Annotated in this window: 9 protein-coding genes; 7 read left to right on the forward strand and 2 right to left on the reverse strand. The window is 69.9% G+C overall.

The window, feature by feature from the left end; all coding sequences use genetic code 11:
* Positions 1–96: 96 nt before the first annotated feature.
* The 5 genes from nifJ (at position 97) to H6693_09110 (ending at position 9,493) form a co-directional block, all read left to right on the forward strand.
* Complete coding sequence (gene nifJ / locus H6693_09090; protein MCB9516338.1) at positions 97–3,681, forward strand: pyruvate:ferredoxin (flavodoxin) oxidoreductase; 3,585 nt, start codon at positions 97–99, stop codon at positions 3,679–3,681.
* Positions 3,682–3,695: 14 nt separating this feature from the next.
* Entirely contained in the window at positions 3,696–4,697 is a 1,002-nt protein-coding gene (locus H6693_09095) for a dihydroorotate dehydrogenase-like protein (GenBank protein MCB9516339.1), read from the forward strand.
* A 54-nt stretch (positions 4,698–4,751) separates the two neighbouring features.
* Positions 4,752–6,839, forward strand: a complete 2,088-nt coding sequence (locus H6693_09100) for an acetate--CoA ligase family protein (GenBank protein MCB9516340.1) — start codon at positions 4,752–4,754, stop codon at positions 6,837–6,839.
* Positions 6,840–6,851: 12 nt separating this feature from the next.
* Positions 6,852–8,720: a GNAT family N-acetyltransferase gene (locus H6693_09105; protein ID MCB9516341.1), complete on the forward strand. Its 1,869-nt coding sequence runs from the start codon at positions 6,852–6,854 to the stop codon at positions 8,718–8,720.
* Positions 8,721–8,791: 71 nt separating this feature from the next.
* Entirely contained in the window at positions 8,792–9,493 is a 702-nt protein-coding gene (locus H6693_09110; GenBank protein ID MCB9516342.1) for a hypothetical protein, read from the forward strand.
* A 6-nt stretch (positions 9,494–9,499) separates the two neighbouring features.
* Here H6693_09110 and H6693_09115 read toward each other — a convergent pair whose 3' ends face one another.
* Together H6693_09115 and H6693_09120 are read right to left on the reverse strand one after the other, a co-directional pair.
* The gene (locus H6693_09115) at positions 9,500–11,995 is read right to left on the reverse strand and encodes a hypothetical protein (protein ID MCB9516343.1); all 2,496 of its coding nucleotides are present in this window, start codon (positions 11,993–11,995) and stop codon (positions 9,500–9,502) included.
* A gap of 72 nt (positions 11,996–12,067) precedes the next feature.
* Positions 12,068–15,670 carry a right-handed parallel beta-helix repeat-containing protein gene (locus H6693_09120; protein MCB9516344.1) on the reverse strand — a complete coding sequence of 1,201 codons (3,603 nt, stop codon included), beginning with the start codon at positions 15,668–15,670 and terminating at the stop codon, positions 12,068–12,070.
* Between the two features lie 220 nt (positions 15,671–15,890).
* Here H6693_09120 and H6693_09125 point away from each other — a divergent pair, with 220 nt between their 5' ends.
* Both H6693_09125 and H6693_09130 read left to right on the forward strand, forming a co-directional pair.
* Complete coding sequence (locus H6693_09125; protein MCB9516345.1) at positions 15,891–17,033, forward strand: AI-2E family transporter; 1,143 nt, start codon at positions 15,891–15,893, stop codon at positions 17,031–17,033.
* 118 nt (positions 17,034–17,151) lie between these two features.
* Positions 17,152–19,251, forward strand: coding sequence for an elongation factor G (locus tag H6693_09130; GenBank protein MCB9516346.1), 2,100 nt, complete (start codon positions 17,152–17,154; stop codon positions 19,249–19,251).
* Positions 19,252–19,259 lie beyond the last annotated feature (8 nt).

A 19,259-nucleotide genomic window follows, 5' to 3' on the forward strand; every position in this document is an offset into this window, starting at 1 on the left:
AGACATAATTTACGGCCCGAAAACCAAGTTTCTTCGCTGGCGCGCCCGTGCGCTTGTCAGTAAATTGGGTCCCGAATTCCACATGGAGGGACCAGCATGAGCCGCAGAATGGTGACCATCGACGGCAACGAAGCCGCTGCCTACGTGGCGCACAAGGTCAACGAAGTCATCGCCATCTACCCGATCACGCCCAGTTCGAACATGGGTGAGCTGGCCGACGACTACTCGGCCCGCGGGCAGAAGAACATCTGGGGCACGGTGCCCACCGTGGTCGAGATGCAGAGCGAGGGCGGCGCGTCCGGCGCGGTGCACGGCAGCCTGCAGACCGGCGCGCTCACCACGACCTTCACCGCCTCCCAGGGCCTGCTCCTGATGATCCCCAACATGTACAAGATCGCGGGCGAGCTGACGTCCACGGTCTTCCACGTGTCGGCGCGCACGGTGGCCACCCACGCGCTGTCGATCTTCGGCGATCACAGCGATGTGATGGGCGTCCGCCAGACGGGCTGGGCGCTGCTGGCCAGCGGTTCGGTGCAGGAGGTCATGGACAACGCGCTCATCGCGCAGGCGGCCACGCTCGCGGCGCGGGTGCCCGTCCTCCACTTCTTCGACGGCTTCCGCACCAGCCACGAGGTCCTCAAGGTGGAACAGCTCACCGAGGACGACATGCGCGCCATGGTGGACGACGCGCTCGTTCGCGCGCATCGCGAGCGCGGGCTCAGCCCCGAGCGCCCGGTGCTGCGCGGCTCGGCGCAGAACCCCGACGTCTTCTTCCAGGCCCGCGAGGCGGCGAACCCCTACTTCACCGCGTGCCCGGAGCACGTGCAGGCGGCCATGGACCGCTTCGCCAAGCTCACCGGCCGGCAGTACCACCTCTTCGACTACGTGGGCGATCCAGAGGCTGAGCGCGTGCTCATCATGATGGGCTCCGGCGCCGAGACCGCCCACGAGGCGGTGGAGGCGATGAACGCCGCCGGCGAGAAGGTGGGCCTGATCAAGGTGCGCCTCTACCGTCCCTTCGCCGCGGACGCCCTCCTCGCCGCGCTGCCCAAGTCCGTCAAGGCCATCGCGGTGCTCGACCGCACCAAGGAGCCGGGCGCCCAGAGCGAACCGCTCTACGCCGACGTCCTCACCGCCCTCGCCGAGGCGCAGGCCGAGGGCCGCCTGCCCCTGCCCGCCATGCCGCGCATGGTCGGCGGCCGCTACGGCCTCTCCTCCAAGGAGTTCACGCCGGCCATGGCCCGCGGCGTGCTCGACGAACTGGGCAAGGCGAAGTCCAAGAACCGCTTCACGGTGGGCATCAACGACGACCTGACCCAGAGTTCGCTCGACTACGACCCGGCCTGGACCGTCGCCGACAAGGGCACCTTCCAGGGCATGTTCTTCGGCCTCGGCGCCGACGGCACCGTGGGCGCGAACAAGAACAGCATCAAGATCATCGGCGAGAACACGGACAGCTTCGCGCAGGGCTACTTCGTCTACGACTCCAAGAAGAGCGGGTCGATGACCATCAGCCACCTGCGCTTCGGCAAGAAGCCCATCCGCAGCAGCTACCTGATCCAGGACGCGGACTTCGTGGCCTGCCACCAGAGCGTCTTCCTCGAGAAGTACGACATGCTGGCCAAGGCCAAGCCGGGCGCGGTCTTCCTGCTCAACACCCAGGCCGGCCCCGAGGAAGTCTGGGAGACGCTCCCGCTGCCCACGCAGCAGGCGATCCTGGACAAGGGGCTGCGGCTCTTCGTCATCGACGCCTACAAGGTGGCCGGCGAGACGGGCATGGGCGTGCGCATCAACACGATCATGCAGACCTGCTTCTTCGCCATCAGCGGCGTGCTGCCGCGCGAGGAGGCCATCGCCCAGATCAAGAAGGCCATCGAGAAGACCTACGGGAAGCGCGGCGAGGAGGTCGTGCGCAAGAACTACGCGGCCGTCGACGGCACGCTGGCCGGCCTGCACGAGGTGAAGACGCCGGCGGCCGTCACCAGCCGGACCGGGCTCAAGCCGCCGGTGTCCGACCGCGCGCCGGAGTTCGTGAAGCGCGTGACGGCGGAGATCATCGCCGGGCGCGGCGACGACCTGCCCGTGAGCGCCTTCCCCGCCGACGGCACCTTCCCCACCGACACGGCGCGCTGGGAGAAGCGGGCCATCGCGCTGGAGGTGCCGGTCTGGGATCCGGCCGTGTGCATCCAGTGCAACAAGTGCGCGCTGATCTGCCCCCACGCGGCGATCCGTCCCAAGATCTACGAACCCGCCGCGCTCGCGGGCGCGCCCGGGACCTTCAAGCACACCGACGCCAAGGGCAAGGAGCTGGCCGGCCAGGCCTACACGCTCCAGGTGGCGGCCGAGGACTGCACCGGCTGCGGGCTCTGCGTCCACGTCTGCCCGGCCAAGAACAAGGCCGAGGTGCGCCTCAAGGCGATCAACATGGAGCCGCTGACGCCCATCCGCGACCAGGAGCGCGAGAACTTCGAGTTCTTCCTCGGCCTGCCCGAGCCCGACCGCCGGGCGCTGAACGTGACCAAGGTCAAGGACAGCCAGTTCCTGCAGCCGCTCTTCGAGTTCAGCGGCGCCTGCGCCGGCTGCGGCGAGACGCCCTACGTGAAGCTCGTCAGCCAGCTCTTCGGCGACCGCATGGTGGTGGCCAACGCCACGGGCTGCTCGTCGATCTACGGCGGCAACCTGCCCACGACGCCCTGGTCCAAGGACGCCGCCGGCCGCGGCCCGGCCTGGTCCAACAGCCTCTTCGAGGACAACGCCGAGTTCGGCATGGGCTTCCGCCTCAGCATCGACAAGCAGACGGAGTACGCCCGCGAGCTCCTGGCGGACCTGCGCGACGCCGTCGGCGCCGGCCTGGCCGACGCCATCCTCGGCGCCGAGCAGAAGAGCGAGGCGGACATCCACGACCAGCGCGAGCGCGTGGAGCAGCTGCGGGCCCGTCTGGCGAAGGTGGACGACCCCCGCGCCAAGCGGCTCGCCGACCTGGCCGACATGCTGGTGAAGAAGAGCGTCTGGATCATGGGCGGCGACGGCTGGGCCTACGACATCGGCTACGGCGGCCTCGACCACGTGCTGGCCTCCGGCCGCAACGTCAACGTGCTGGTCATGGACACCGAGGTCTACTCCAACACGGGCGGCCAGATGTCCAAGGCCACGCCCATGGGCGCGGTGGCCAAGTTCGCGGCCAGCGGCAAGCCCGCGGGCAAGAAGGACCTCGGCATGATGGCCATGAGCTACGGCAACGTCTACGTGGCGCAGATCGCCATGGGCGCCTCCGACGCGCAGACGGTCCGGGCGCTGGTGGAGGCCGAGGCCTACGACGGCCCCAGCCTGATCATCGCCTACAGCCACTGCATCGCGCACGGCATCGACATGGGCAAGGGCACCGACAACCAGAAGGCCGCCGTGCAGAGCGGCCACTGGCTGCTCTACCGCTTCAACCCCGAGCGGGCGGCCGAGGGCGAGAACCCGCTGCAGCTCGACTCCAAGGCGCCGACGCTGCCGCTCAAGGACTACGTCTACCAGGAGACCCGCTACAAGATGCTGACCAAGAGCAAGCCGGAGATGTCGGCGGAGCTGGTCAAGCACGCCCAGGCGGACGTCCGCGCCCGCTGGCACTTCTACGAGCAGCTCGCCGCCCTGAACTATGGGACGGAAGACAAGACCACCGACGAGAACGCGTGACCGGGAGGACCGTCATGGACATGAAGACCCGCTACCTGGGCCTCGAGCTGAAGAACCCGCTGGTCGCGTCGGCCTCGCCGATCAACCTGGACCTCGACGCCGCGCGCCGCTCGGAGGACGCCGGCGCCGCCGCCCTGGTCATGCCCTCGCTCTTCGAGGAGCAGATCCTCGCCGAGTCGCGCGAGCTGGATCACTATCTCACGCACGGGACGGAGAGCTTCGCCGAGGCGCTCAGCTACTTCCCCGAGCAGGAGGACTACCGCCTCGGCCCGGAGCGCTACCTGCAGACGCTGCGCCGCCTCAAGGCCAGCCTCGACATTCCCGTGATCGCCAGCCTGAACGGCGTCTCCGAGGGCGGCTGGACGGCCTACGCGCGCCACCTCGAGGAGGCCGGCGCCGATGCGATCGAGCTGAACGTCTACTTCATCCCCACCGACCCGAACCTGTCGGGCCGCGAGGTGGAGCAGATCTACGTGGACGTGCTCACCCGCGTGAAGGCCAGCGTCTCGATCCCCGTGGCCATGAAGCTCAGCCCCTTCTTCAGCAACATGGCCGAGATGGCCCACCGCCTCGACCAGGCCGGTGCCGACGGTCTCGTCCTCTTCAACCGTTTCTACCAGCCCGACCTCGACCTGGACGAGCTGGTGGTGCGCCCGAACATCCTGCTCAGCACGCCACAGGCCATGCGCCTGCCGCTGCGCTGGATCGCGATCCTGCACGGGCACCTGAAGGCGAGCCTCGCGGCCACGAGCGGCGTGCACACGACCACCGACTGTCTGAAGATGCTCATGGCCGGCGCCGACGCCGTCATGCTGGCCTCGGCCGTGTTCCGGCACGGGCCGGAGGTCTTCGGCGAGCTGCTCGAGGGCGTCCGCTCCTGGATGGAGGAGCGCGAGTACGAGTCCGTCGAACAGCTCAAGGGCAGCATGAGCCAGAAGTCGGTGGCCGAGCCCGCCGCCTACGAGCGCGCGCTCTACGTCCAGGCCCTGCAGCGCTTCGACGGCCGCAGCCTCTAGCCCGAGATTTCATGGAAGCCCACGCGACCCGCGTGGGCACAGCGAGGTACGCTCATGCTCGACTCCCTGCTCGCCCCCCGCACCGTCGCGATCGTGGGCGCGTCGGCCACCCCTGGCAAGGTGGGCCACGCGATCCTGGCCAACATGATCGAGGCGGGCTTCGAGGGACGCATCGTCCCGGTGAACCCCAAGGCCGACACGTTGCTCGGACTCGACTGCGTCCACAGCCTCGGCGAGATGGACGGCAAGCCCGACCTCACGGTGATCGCCGTGCCCACGCCCGCGGTGAAGGCCGCCGTGACGGACGCGATCGCGGCCGGCACCGGCGCGGTGATCGTGATCACCGCCGGCTTCAAGGAGACCGGCGCCGAAGGGGCCGCGCTCGAGAAGGAGATCACCCAGCTCTGCCGCCGCGCCGGCGTGCGCATGATGGGCCCCAACTGCCTCGGCCTCATCAACACCCAGGAGCGGATCAACGCGTCCTTCGCCAAGCAGACGCCCGTGCAGGGCAACATCTCCGTGCTCTCGCAGTCCGGCGCGCTCTGCACGGCGATCCTGGACTGGGCCGCGGCGCGGCATCTGGGCCTGGCCAAGCTCATCAGCATCGGCAACAAGGCCGAGCTCGACGAGACCGACTTCCTCGAGGCGCTCGCCGAGGATCAGGCGACCAAGGTCATCGTGGGCTATCTCGAGAACATCACCGCGGGCGACGCGTTCATCAAGCGCGCCGAGGCCGTGGCGGCGAAGAAGCCCGTGGTCATCCTCAAGGTGGGCACCACCGCGGCGGGCGGGAAGGCCGCCAGCTCGCACACGGGCAGCCTCGCGGGCGCGGACATCGCCTACGGCGCGGCCTTCAAGCGCGCGGGCGTGATCCGCGCCGAGGGTTTCGAGGACATGTTCGACACCGCCACCGCCCTGGCCATGCAGCCGCTGCCCCGCGGCGGGCGCGTGGCGATCATCACCAACGCCGGCGGACCGGGCATCATGGCCGCCGACGCGGTGGAGGAAAGCGGGCTCACCGTCGCCAGCCTGAGCGAGAAGCTGCGCGACGAACTCGCGCGCCAGCTCCCGGCCGCGGCCAGCGTGGGCAACCCCATCGACGTGCTGGGCGACGCCGGCCCCGAGCGCTACGCCATGGCCGTGGCGGCGGCGCAGGACGACACGTCGATCGACGCGATCATCGTCATCCTGACGCCCCAGGCGATGACGGACCCCGCGGCCACGGCGCGCGCCATCGCGGCCAAGGCCCGGGGCGAGAAGCCGCTGCTGGCGGTCTTCATGGGCGGCCGCGAGGTCATGCCGGGCCGCGACGAGCTCGTGGCCGCCGGCCTGCCGGACTACGCCTCGCCGGAGCGCGCCGTGCGCGCGCTCAAGGCCATGGCCGACTACGCGGCCTGGAAGGAGCGGCCGCCGCGGATCGTGACGCGCTTCCCGGTGAACCGGCGGCGCGTGGAGCGCATCCTCCACCGCCACGAGCGCACCGGCCGCAAGCAGGTCGGCGAGGTGGCCGCCAAGGAGATCCTGCGCGCCTACGACTTCAACGTGCCCCCCGGTCGTCTGGCCACCAGCGCCGAGGAGGCCATGGAAGTGGCCGAGCGCGTGGGCTTCCCGGTGGCGATGAAGATCGCCTCGCCGCAGGTGGTCCACAAGTCGGACCTGGGCGGCGTGCAGCTGAACCTCGCCACGCCGGGCCAGGTGCGCGACGCCTTCGAGCTGATGATGATGCGCATCCCCCGCCGTGTGCCCAACGCGCAGCTGGACGGGGCCTACGTGGAGAAGATGTGCGGACGCGGCACGGAGGTCATCATCGGCATGACCCGGGATCCGCAGTTCGGCCCCATGATGATGTTCGGCCTGGGCGGCATCTTCGTGGAGGTGATGAAGGACGTCACCTTCTACCTGGCGCCCATCACGGCCGACGAGGCCATGCAGATGCTCATGGGCACGCGCTCCTACGCGCTGCTCAAGGGCGCGCGGGGCAAGGAGGCCGTGGATCTGGCGGCCATCGCCAGCGGCCTGCAGCGGATCAGCCAGCTCGCCACCGACTTCCCGCAGATCGCGGAGCTGGACATCAACCCCTTCATCGTGGGCGTGCCGGGCAACGAGCCAGTGGTAGCCGACGCCCGCATCACCCTGGCCTGAGCAGGAGCGACCGTGAGCACCAGCCTGCAGACCGACTGGCAGAAGCAGTACCGCGAGCAGATCCTCACTCCCGACCAGGCCGTGGCCAAGATCAAGCCCGGCCAGCGGGTCTTCATCGGCACGAGCTGCGCCACGCCCCAGGCGCTGGTGCGCGCGCTGGCGTCCCACGCCGGCGAGCTGGCCGACACGGAGATCGTCCACATGCTGAGCCAGGGTGACGCCCCCTACGCCACCCGGGAGCTCGCGGGCAACTTCCGCGTGAACAGCTTCTTCATCGCCGCCAACGTGCGCGACGCGATCCAGGAGGGCTTCGGCGACTACACGCCGATCTTCCTGTCGGAGATCCCGCGGCTCTTCGCCTCGGGGCAGCTGCCGCTGGACGTGGCGATGATCCAGGTGAGCCCGCCCAACGAGCGCGGCTTCGTGTCGCTGGGGATCTCGGTGGACATCGTCAAGAGCGCGGCGCAGAACGCGGCGCTGGTGATCGCCCAGGTGAACCCGCAGATGCCCTGGACCCACGGCGACGGCCAGCTCGACATCAACGACATCGACTGGCTCGTGCCGGCCGACGAGCCCCTCATCGAGTGGCACTCCCCCGAGCCGACCCCCCTGATCCGGCAGATCGGCGAGTACGTGGCGGCGCTCGTGGACGACGGCTCCACCGTGGAGGTGGGCATCGGCCGCATCCCCCACGCGGCGCTCGAGCACATGCGCGGCAAGCAGGACCTGGGCATCCACACCGAGATGCTCACCGACCGCATCATCGACCTGGTGGACCGCGGCGTGATCACCGGCACGCGCAAGTCGCTCGACCGGAACAAGGTGGTGGCCAGCTTCTGCATGGGCACCCGCAAGCTCTACGACTACATCGACGACAACCCCGCCTTCGCCTTCCACCCCACCGAGTACGTCAACGACCCCTTCGTGATCAGCCGCCAGCAGAACATGGTGGCGATCAACGTGGCCCTCGAGGTCGACCTCACCGGCCAGGTCTGCTCGGACACCGTGGGCGGCCGCTTCTTCTCGGGCATCGGCGGCCAGGTGGACTTCAACCGCGGCGCCGCGCGCGCCCACGGCGGCAAGGCGATCATCGCGCTGCCGTCCACGGCCAAGGACGGCTCGATCTCCCGCATCGTCGGCCGCCTCTCCCCGGGCGCGGGGGTCGTGACCACGCGCGGGGACGTCCACTACGTGGTCACCGAGTACGGCGTGGCCTACCTGCACGGCAAGAGCGTGCAGAACCGGGCGCTGGCGCTGATCAGCATCGCGCACCCGGACTACCGCGCGAAGCTGCTCAAGGAGGCCGTGGAGGCGAAGTACGTGCGGCCCGAGATGGGCGCCATGGGCGACCGCCTCGTGGTGGGTCCGCAGGAGCTGCGCAGCAGCTTCGTGCTGGACGACGGCACGCAGCTGGGCTTCCGCCCCATCCACCCCACCGACGAGCCCCGCATGAAGGACCTCTTCTACGCCCTGAGCCAGGAGACGGTCTACTACCGCTTCATGCAGGCCATGACGCGCATCCCCGAGCGTCAGGTGCTGGACTTCGTCTTCGTGGACCACCGGCGCGACGTGGCCATCGTGGGCACCGTGCCCGAAGCCCACGGCGACGAGATCGTCGCCATCGGCCGCTACTACCTCGACCCGGTGACGAACCGCGCCGAGGTGGCCTTCGTCGTACGCGACGAGTGGCAGCGCCGCGGGATCGGCACCTACCTGCTGCGGAACCTGATCACCATCGCCCGCCGCAACGGCATCAGCGGCTTCACGGCGGAGGTGCTCAAGGAAAACCGGCCGATGCAGACCGTTTTCCACAACAGCGGCTGCAAGGTGAGCAGCCGGCTCGAGGGCGGCGTGGTGCACTACGAGCTGGAATTCGTGTAGCGGCACGCTTGAACGGGTCTCCTTCGGGTGTCAGAATTGAGTGTCGCCCCACCACCCGGAGGAGGTTTCCGATGTCTCGTCTGCTGCGGCTCCTGTCGCTCGGTATGCTCACCCTCCTCGTCGCCGGCTCCGCCTCGGCGACCACTCTGCTCCAGGAGGACTTCAACGACGGCGTCGCCGACGGTTTCACGCCCCTCTCGGGGGACTGGTACGTCGAGGGCGGCAGCTACCACTGCTTGGTGGAGGGCACGAATCTGGCCTACAGCACCTTCGCGGGCGACTCCAGCTGGACCGACTATGACTTCCGCGGCCGCGTGCGCGTCGACGGCGGCGTCGCCAACATTCTTCGCTTTCGATCCGACGGCCTGATCTCCCGGGGGCAGGGCAATGGCTACGAACTCGATGTCCGCTACGGCACCTACCGCGACGTCTGGCTCTTCAGCTGGGTGAACGGCACGCGGCGCTTCCTCAGCTCGCACGACCAGGTCGCGTTCCTGGCCGGACCCTGGCATGACTTCGAGATCTACTGCCAGGGCAGCCAGATTGTCGTCTACTGGGATGGAGAGAACATCCTGACGTACAATGACAGCGGCTCTGCCAACCTCAGCGGCGGCGTCGAGCTGATGGCCTACATCGGTGGGGACACCGACCACCAGCTCGCCAGCTACGACGACATCGTGGTGGAGGCGTCCACTACGACCGGAGTGGACGATGCGCAGGAGGACTTCCCTGTCCTGCAGTCCAATTGGAGCGCCCTCAAGGCGCTCTACTAGGGCCGCCTAGCGGATCAGCGTGAACTTCCCCCGCTTGCGCGGAAAGCCCGGCGCATCCACGGTGAAGAGGTAGACGCCGCTGGCCACCTGCTGCCCGTTGCGGCTGACGAGATCCCAGGCCTGGCTGCCCGTGGACTCGTAGTCGCCCTGGGCGATGGCGCCGGTGGCGTCGTGGCGCAGCACCTGCACGAGGTCTCCCGACAGCGTCCAGATCCGGATCGTGCAGGCCGCCGCCGGCAGATGGCGGAACTCCACCTTGAGGCCGCTGGGGTCGTCGTTGTTGGGCTGCAGGGTCCAGGGCGCCATGGTCTCGCGGGTGGCCGGGTTCGGCACCACGTAGACCGCCCCGGGATCGTAGTCCCAGGCCGGCTGGCTGCGGCTGCTGGGCACGGCCAGCTGGAAGCCGTTGCTCGGACTCCCCTCGCGCCCGCGGGCCAGGCCGACCACGTGACCGGTCGCGTCGGTGACGGTGACGTGATCGGTGGCCGAGATCGAGTAGAAGTAGGGCAGGCCGGCGCGGACGTCCGTGTCCTTGTAGCGGTAGTAGTGACGGCCGTGGGGCAGGCCCAGCTCGGCCCGGGCGAGCGCGATGGCCGTGTCCGCCTCGGCGAGGCTGTAGCCCGCGGGCGGCAGGTAGTCCCGCGCGTCCTCGACCCAGGGCAGGTCCATCAGGGCCGCGGTGTACCAGCCGACGAGGTTGGGATCCACGGCCGGCTGGTAGCGCAGGCGGTCGAGACCGCGGTCGGGATCGAGGCCGTTGATCTGGTCGGCCTCGTCCAGCAGCATCCAGAGGCTCTCCGGCGGACCGGTGAACGCCGACGAGCCCGGCGGCCGCGTCCAGTTGTCCGCCCGCCAGATCCGGTAGCCCTCGAAGTCGTACTTGCCCGTGATGCCGTCGGGCACCTGCTCGCTGAAGCTGTCCCAGAAGAGCACGTTGCCGCTCTCCGTGGGCCAGACCCGGAGGTTGGGCGGCGGGGGCGCGGTGGCCTGCATCCAGGGCACCCGGGTCTCCCGGCCGTTCACGCCGGTGCACCAGGTGAGGATGTTGTCGCAGAACCCGTTGGTGGCGCCCTCCCAGGCGCAGTCCGCGTTCACCCAGAGCGGGTTGCCCTTGGGGATCACGATGGGGTCGGGGTCCATCGAACAGGGGTCGTACCACTCGATGGTGCGGGTGGGATCGAAGATGAGGGTCTCGTTGCAGTCGCGCCCGGTCTGGAGGTCGCCGTCGAGATCGTGCCAGCTGCCGTCCTGGGCCAGGGCCAGGCGCGTGGCGAGATCGAGGAGCGCGGGCGAGTCCTCGGCGGCGAGAAAGGCGAAGCGCACGTAGACGCTGTCGCCCGGCGCGAGCTGGAAGGGTCCCGTCGAGACGAGGTAGCGCCAGTCGCGGTCGCCGCCGTCGTTGCTGTCGGTGCCGTAGCCGCTCATCAGCTCGTAGCGCTGCTCGTCGACGACGGCCTCGCCCCCCTCGCTGAAGGGCGCCGTACGCGAGAACTCGTTGTAGCTGTGCAGCGTCACGTAGCCCTCGTACCAGGGCGCCACCTCGCCGAGCACGTCGGTGGTGGTGTCCAGCAGCATGAGACCGAGGCGGCCGGGCGCCGGGTGGGCGTTCTCGGCGTCACCGTCGCCGTCCCAGGCCTCGACCATCTCCAGGTAGAAGGCGCGGCTGTAGGGACGCTGGCGCAGGCAGACGAGACTCCGCCGCAGGCGGATGCGATCGTCGTTGTATCCCCGGGGGTTCGAACGGTGGGCCACGTCGGGGTCCACGTAGAGGCCGACGTAGACGCCGCTCAGCGGACTCTGCCCCACGTTCTTCACCGTGTACTCGAGCGCCACGGCGTCGCTCAGCTCGGGCTGCTCCCACTGGTAGGCCTCCTGCGTCACCTCGACGCCCAGCGGGTAGTGGTCGGGGGCGTCCACGAGGATGCGGGGGTAGTCGTCGCGGTAGCGGCAGCGCAGCATCTGGTTGCCGATGGCGCCGAAGTCCTCGTCCACGCGGCCGTCGCCGTCGTTGTCGAGGCCGTCGAGGGGGTCCTCGTCGATGGCGCCGTCGCCGTCGTCGTCGGGAAAGGCCGTCTGCACGCGATTGCCGCCGACGGCGCCCTCGAAGCTGCTGTACATGGTGTCGGTGGTCTGGTCGCCGGGATAGAACTCGGGATCGGGGTAGGCCGTGCTGACCTTCGGCAGGCCGTTCACGCGCGCGCCCACCCAGAGCGCGGCCACGTGCAGGAACTCGACGCCGCTGCCGGCGGGCCACTGGGCCGAGGGGGAGAAGGACATCTCCAGGTCCTCGCCGGGCATGGAGCCGAGCAGCCCGAAGTTGGTGACGTTCATCTGCAGGCCGCCCACCTTGAGCACGTAGCGGCCGTCGATGATCTTGCTGCCGAGGAGCTCGTCCTGGAGCGCCGCCGGCGGAGCCACATGCGCCTGCGACGCCACGCCCCACACGGACACGAGCGCCGCGAGCAGACCGATGCCGGTGAACCTGAAGCTGCCTGCGCGCAAGCCGCACTCCCCGCGTCCGCAGTCCCTCAATTCGGTAACATGGGCGATGCGGAAGCGCAGGGCAAGGACGCGCTACTTGACCAGCAGCATGGAGCGTGTGGCGATCTGCCCCAGCGCCTCGAGACGCGCGAGATAGACGCCCGAGGGCAACGGGCGGCCGTCCGCGCCGCGTCCCTCCCAGCGCAGCCGGTGCTCGCCGGCCGGCAGCGTCACGTCCGCCAGCGGGGTGGCGACCTCGCGGCCCAGCACGTCGAAGATGCGCAGGGTGACCGACGCCTGCCGCGGCAGGCCAAAGCGCAGCATCGTGGCGGGATTGAAGGGATTCGGGTGGTTCGGCGCCAGGTAGAACGCCGCGGGACCGCCCTCCGCCTCGGTGAGCGTGCAGCCGATGCCCACGGCGCCCACCTGCAGGCCGCAGTCGTTGTTGTCGGGCATGCAGGGACTCTGCTCCGAGAGCGAGTAGTTCTCGTTGCCGAGCGTGCAGTAGAGCGGATCGAGCGAGAAGTTGTCCCCCGACGGCGCCGAGGCGAAGCCGCCGAAGGGACTGGGGCCGTTGTCGAAGATGTCGCTGCAGGCCCAGACGGGCGCCGACGGCGAGTCCGCGGCGTGGAGCGCGGCGCCGGAGCCGGCGCTGTTGCCGGTCACCAGGAGCCGCTCGAGCGACGGCGTCGCCGCGTAGGCCAGACCCAGCCCGCCGCCGCGCTGCGCCTGGTTGTCGCCGACGGTGGCCTCCACCAGGCTCGCCGTGCCCCCGCTCAGGTAGACGCCCCCACCCGCCTCCGTGGCCACGTTGTGATGCACCAGCAGCCCCGTGAAGGTGGGTGAGCCCCCGAAGACCGCCAGCCCGCCGCCGTTGCCGTAGGCCACGTCGTAGGCCTGGTTGTGACGCAGCACCACGTTCTCCACCAGGGACGCGGAGTTGGCCATGGCGATGCCCCCGCCCGCGCTCTTCGCCCGGCAGTCCTCGATCACCAGGTTGCGCAGGGTGGGCGAAGCGCCGCTCACGCGAATGCCGCCGCCGCTGCTGGACTCCCACTCGTAGAAGACGTGACCGCCGCGAATGGTGAAGCCGTCCACCACGGACGCGGGCCCTTCGCCGTTCTCGAAGTTCAGGGCGCGGCCTGCCCCGCCGCACTCGATCACCGTCTGCGCCGCGCCCCCCTCGCTGAGCAGGGCGATGTTGCGGCCGAGGAAGTCCAGCCGACGGTTGTCGTCGCCGTCGTAGCTGCCCGGCGCCACCAGCACCGTGTCGCCGTCCACCGACACGGCGAGGCCGGCCGCGATGGACGGGTACTCCGAGGGCACGCGGTGCAGCCGCTCGCGGATCGCGAGGAAGTCCTGGTCGGGGATGTCCGCGCCCACCAGATCGTAGTGCCGCAGCGTCGGCTCGAAGGTGTAGAGCACGGCCAGGGGCAGCACGTTGCCCGACCACTGGTCCGGCACCAGGATCGTGTAGGCGCCGTTGCTGTCCGTGTGCGCTTCGTAGTAGCTGCCGTAGACGCCGATGCCCTCCACCGGCACGCCTCCCGCCGTGAGCAGCCGCCCGCTGATCGCGTGGTGGACGTTGTCGCAGGCCACGCCGTAGATGCCCATGTCCACCGCGCAGGCGTTGTTCGCGGCCGCGCAGGGCGAGTCCTGGTCCAGGTGGAAGTCGCGCGTGGACGGGGCGCAGAAGAGCGGATCCGCGCTCAGGTTGCCGTCGGCGCCCTGGGGGTCCACGGCGTCGCCGCTCCAGTCGCCGCCGCCGTTGCCGAAGACGTTCGAGCAGCTGGCCTGCAGCAGCGCCCCCGTCTCCACGTGGATGCCGCCGCCGCCGTACCCGAAGGTCACGATCGAGCGCTCGAGCGTGCAGAGCCCGCCCTGCTGCAGCCAGAGCCCCGCGCCGCCGAGATCGGCGTTGTTGAAGGCCACGGTGCAGTCCAGCAGCGAAGGCGACGCGCCCTGGGCATAGATCGCGCCGCCGTTGCCCGTGGCGTCGTTGTCGAAGAAGAGCACGCGCGTCAGCTGCGGCGAGCCGCCGCTGGCGCAGAACATGCCGCCGCCGTCGTCGAAGGCGGTGTTGTCGTGGATCAGGACGTCGGTCAGTCGCGGCGAGGCGTTGATGCAGACCAGCGCGCCGCCGTCCGACAGCGAGATGTTGTCGCGCAGGATCAGGTTCTCCAGGGTCGGCGAGGCGCCGATGCAGGTGATCGCCGGCCCCAGCGCGTAGCGGCAGCCCTTGATCGTGAAGCCGGAGACCGTCATCGCCGCGGTCTCCCCGGTGGCGATGAGCAGCCCGCGGGAGGCCTGGCCGCCGTCGATGATGCTCAGCGCCGGTCCCGCGCCCAGCAGCACGACGTCCTTCCCCTGAGGATTCAGATCCACGTTCCCCGCGCCCGCGTAGGTGCCCGGCGCCACGATGATGCTGTCCCCCGTCACGGCGACGTTGAGCGCGGCCTGGATCGTGGCGTACTCGAGCGGCACCTCGTGGCGGTGGATGTTCCCCGCGCAGGCCTGGCCGTAGGCGCCGATCCGCACGCCGCAGGCGTTGCCGGCGGGCAGGCAGGGCGAGCTCTCGTGCAGGCCGAGGGGCAGCGCGCCCCCCACGGCGCCGCAGTAGATGGGATCCTCGCCCAGGTTGCCGTCGAGGCCGGTGGCGTCGGCGAGCGTGCCGCCGTAGCCCGGCGCCCCGTCGCCCCAGACGTCGCAGCAGGCGATGTCCAGCGCGCCGGACTCGGCGCCGAAGAGCCCCTCGGGCAGGTTGAGCGTCACCAGGCTGCTGTCCAGCTCCGCCGTGGCGCTGCCCGCCAGGTAGACGCCCCCGCCCTCCCGCTCGGCCGCGTTGTCGTGCAGCGTGCTCCCGCCGAGGCGCGCCGCGGCCACGCCGACGAACGCCAGCGCGCCGCCGTGTCCGCCGAGGTCGGGCGTGCCGTCCTGGGCGTGGGACGTGTTGCCGGTCCACACGCAGCGCGTGAGGACTGGCTGCCCGCCCGTGGCGAGCACGGCGCCGCCGTCGCCGCCCACCAGCGTGCCGCCGACGTCCGCGAGCGGGTAGGCCGTGTTGCCCGCGAAGACGCAGTCCACGAAGAGCGGCGAGGCGTCGTCGACGTAGACCGCGCCGCCCAGCGCCGCGGAGTTGTTGCTGAAGTCGCAGTCGAGGAAGCTCGGCGCCGCGCCCGACAGCACGCAGGCGCCCGCGCCGCGCAGGTGCGCGTTGCTGCTGAAGGCGCAGCCGTCCACCAGCGGCGAGGCGCCGTTCTCGCAGCGAAGGCCCGCGCCGCCGACGCCGCTGGACGGGCTGCCGTAGTTGCCGGTGAAGTCGAGCTTGCTGAGCGTGGGGCTCGCGCCGTCGCAGAGGATCGCGTTGCTGGAGCCCAGGAAGGTGATCCCGGAGACCCTGGTGGCCGCGGTCTCGCCGCTGCGGAAGAAGAAGACCGTCTGGCCGCCCGCCGTGAACGTGGCGCCCGTCGCCTCGCTCGCGAGGTAGACGAGGTCCTTACCCGCGGGGTCGAGGCCCACGTTGCCCGCGCCCGAGAAGTTGCCGGAGAGCCGGAGGGTGTCGCCGGGGGCGGCGGCGTCGATCACGGGCTGGATGCTTCCGCTGCCGGCCACCACCACGTGCACGGTGGCGACGGACAGGCCGGGGCAGAGCACGAGGAGAGCCAAGAGCAGGGCGCCAGGGGCGAGTCGGAGCAACGGAGCCTCCCGCAGGCCTCGAGGGGCGGAGATGTGCGTTCGTTCTGACCGTGGCGCCGCCGGTGGGGAAGGGCGCGGCGCCCGGAGTCCCCAATTCTAGCACATCCGCCAGCCTTCTGGCAGGGCCGAGCGGGGCCGGCGCAAGCCCCTGCAACGGGGACGCTTGCGCCTCGACGCTTTCCCGCTGGCCTCGGCCCCGGCCTTGGGCTAGGCTGCCGCCATGACCCATCGCCGCTTCAGCCTGGTCTTCCTGCTCCTGCTGCTGGCGCTCATCTCGGGCCTCTTCCTGGCCATGATCCGGGCCTTCCTGCTCACGCTGCTGCTGGCCGCGATCGCGGCGGGCATGGCCAGCCCGCTCTACCGCCGCCTGCTGCGGCGCCTGGGGCAGCGGCGCGCGCTGGCCAGCGCGGTGACGCTCGTCATCCTGCTGCTGGTGGTGCTGGTGCCCCTGGGCCTGCTGCTGGGCGTGGTGGCCGGCGAGGCCTACCAGATCGCGCAGAGCGCGCGGCCCTGGGTGGAGACGCGGCTGCAGCACCCCGATCTCATCCTCGATCGCCTGCAGGGCCTGCCCTTGCTGGGGCAGCTCACCCCCTACCGGGAGCAGATCTTCCAGAAGGCGGGCGCGCTGGTGGGCAGCCTGGGCAGCTTCCTCTTCGACAGCCTGCAGGCCACGACCCGCGGCACGGTCAGCTTCCTCTTCCACCTCGGCCTGCTGCTCTACGCGCTCTTCTTCTTCCTCATGGACGGCGGCCCGCTGCTCCGTCGCATCCTCTACTACATGCCCCTGGAGGCCGAGGACGAGCGCCGCATGGTGGACAAGTTCACCTCCGTCACGCGCGCCACGCTCAAGGGCACGCTGCTCATCGGCCTGGCGCAGGGCGCCCTGGCCGGGGCGGCCTTCGCGGTGCTGGGGATCGAGGGCGCCGTCTTCTGGGGCACGGTGATGACCCTGCTCTCGGTCATCCCCGGCATCGGCACGGCGCTGGTCTGGGTGCCGGCGGGCGTGATCCTCCTCGCCTCGGGGCGCGTGGGGGCGGGCGTCGGCCTCATGCTCTTCTGCGGACTGGTGGTGGGCAGCGTGGACAACCTCCTCCGCCCCCGTCTCGTGGGACGGGACACGCAGATGCACGAACTGCTCATCCTCTTCGGCACCCTGGGGGGCATCACGCTATTCGGGGTGCTCGGCTTCATCGTGGGGCCGATCCTGGCGGCGCTCTTCGTGACGGTCTGGGAGATCTACGGCGTGGCCTTCAAGGACTGGCTGGGGCCGGTCCCGGAAAGCGCCGACGCGATGCCGTCGCCGTCCGCGAGACCCGAGCAGGAATCGCCGGCCGAGGCCCCGGAGGAGACGGAAAGATCCTGAAAAAATTGCGCTTCTGCCCTTGCGCACGGCCACACAGCCCCTATCTTGCCGTCTCCCGCCCGGGCCTGCCGCCTTTGGCCCCAACCGGCGGAAAATCAATGGGATACAGGAGCGGATCATGAACGGAGAGCTGTCGAAGCTCCGCAATATCGGGATCAGTGCGCACATCGACTCGGGCAAGACCACGCTGACCGAGCGGATCCTGTTCTATACCAACCGGATCCACGCGATCCACGAGGTGCGGGGCAAGGATGGCGTGGGCGCCACCATGGACTCCATGGAGCTCGAGCGCGAGCGGGGCATCACCATCGCGTCGGCGGCCACCCACGTGGAGTGGGGCGGTCACCGCATCAACATCATCGACACGCCGGGACACGTGGACTTCACCATCGAGGTGGAGCGCGCCCTGCGCGTGCTGGACGGCGCGGTGCTCGTCCTCTGCTCGGTGGCCGGCGTGCAGAGCCAGTCCATCACCGTGGACCGGCAGATGCGGCGCTACAAGGTGCCCCGGGTGGCCTTCGTCAACAAGTGCGACCGCTCCGGCGCCAACCCGGCGCGCGTGACCGAGCAGCTCCGCGAGAAGCTCGGGCACAACGCGGTGATGATGCAGATTCCCATCGGCCTGGAGGCGGACCACCAGGGCGTCGTGGATCTGGTGACCATGGAGGCCGTCTACTTCGACGGCGCCAACGGCGAGCACATCCGCCGCGAGCCGATTCCGGCGACGCTGCTGCCCGAGGCCGAAACCCGCCGGGAGATCCTGGTGGACGCCGCCTCCATGTTCGACGACGCGCTCATGGAGACCGCGCTCGAGGGCGCGGACGCCGTCAGCCCCGAGATGCTTCACGCCGCCGTCCGCAAGGGCGTGCTGGCCCGCGAGCTGACGCCGGTCTTCCTGGGCTCGGCCTACAAGAACCGCGGCGTCCAGCTCCTGATGGACGGCCTGGTGCGCTACCTCCCCGATCCCACCGAGGTGGAGAACGAGGCGCTGCGCCTGGACAAGGAGAACGGCGAGAGCAAGTTCGTCGTGAGCAACGACCCGTCCGACCCCCTGCTCGCGCTGGCCTTCAAGCTGGAGGACGGCCTCTACGGCCAGCTGACCTACATCCGGCTCTACCAGGGCACGCTGCGCAAGGGCGACACGCTGGTCAACGTGCGCACGGGCAAGAAGGTCAAGGTGGGCCGTCTGGTGCGCATGCACGCGAGCACGATGGAGGACATCGAGGGCGCGAGCGCGGGCGACATCATCGCGCTCTTCGGCATCGACTGCGCCTCCGGCGACAGCTTCACCGACGGCACCCTGCTCGCCTCCATGGCCAGCATGCACGTGCCGGAGCCGGTGATCAGCCTGGCCATCAAGCCCAAGGACAAGAAGGCGCAGGATTCCATGTCCAAGGCCATCCAGCGCTTCTCCAAGGAGGACCCCACCTTCCAGGTGGCGGCCGACCCGGAGACCGGCGACACGATCATCAAGGGCATGGGCGAGCTGCATCTGGACGTCTACCTCGAGCGCATGAAGCGCGAGTACAAGGCGGAGGTCGAGACCAGCCCGCCCCAGGTGGCCTACCGCGAGACGCCGGGCAGGGCCGTGGACTTCGACTTCGTCCACAAGAAGCAGACCGGCGGCTCGGGCCAGTACGGCAAGGTGCTGGGACGCCTCGAGCCCTGGACCGACAGCGACTTCGACTTCGAGAACCAGGTGACGGGCGGCAACATCCCGACCGAGTACATCGGCGCGGTGGAGAAGGGCTTCCGCAGCATGCTGGTCAAGGGCCTGCACATCGGCGCCCCGGTGGTGAACCTCAAGGTGACCCTGGTGGACGGCGGCTACCACGCGGTGGACTCCTCCGACAACGCCTTCCAGGAGACCGCCCGCGGCGCGTTCCGCGAGTACTATCCCAAGACCGGCCCCAAGGTGCTGGAGCCGCTGATGCTGGTGTCGGTGGAGACCCCCCGCGAGTTCCAGGGCGACACCATGGGCACGCTGATGCAGCGCCGCGCCATCGTGCTGGGCACCACCGAGGACGACGACTTCGTGCGCATCGACGCCGAGGTGCCCCTGGCCGAGATGTTCGGCTACGCGACCGTGCTGCGCTCGTCCACCCAGGGCAAGGCGAACTTCACCATGGAGTTCAAGCGCTACGCGCCGGCCCCGAACGAGGTGGCCGAGGGTCTGCGCAAGGTGTTCCTCGAGAAGCGCCAGGCCGGCAACAAGTAGAAAGGGAG

The organism is Candidatus Latescibacterota bacterium, from assembly GCA_020633725.1.
Classification (GTDB): Bacteria; Krumholzibacteriota; Krumholzibacteriia; order JACNKJ01; family JACNKJ01; genus VGXI01.

What these genes read in the sequence shown, in the direction of transcription:
- nifJ (MCB9516338.1), top strand. Translation starts at nt 97, where the DNA reads ATGAGCCGCAGAATGGTGACCATCGACGGCAACGAAGCCGCTGCCTAC.
- H6693_09130 (MCB9516346.1), top strand. Translation starts at nt 17,152, where the DNA reads ATGAACGGAGAGCTGTCGAAGCTCCGCAATATCGGGATCAGTGCGCAC.
- H6693_09095 (MCB9516339.1), top strand. Translation starts at nt 3,696, where the DNA reads ATGGACATGAAGACCCGCTACCTGGGCCTCGAGCTGAAGAACCCGCTG.
- H6693_09110 (MCB9516342.1), top strand. Translation starts at nt 8,792, where the DNA reads ATGTCTCGTCTGCTGCGGCTCCTGTCGCTCGGTATGCTCACCCTCCTC.
- H6693_09100 (MCB9516340.1), top strand. Translation starts at nt 4,752, where the DNA reads ATGCTCGACTCCCTGCTCGCCCCCCGCACCGTCGCGATCGTGGGCGCG.
- H6693_09125 (MCB9516345.1), top strand. Translation starts at nt 15,891, where the DNA reads ATGACCCATCGCCGCTTCAGCCTGGTCTTCCTGCTCCTGCTGCTGGCG.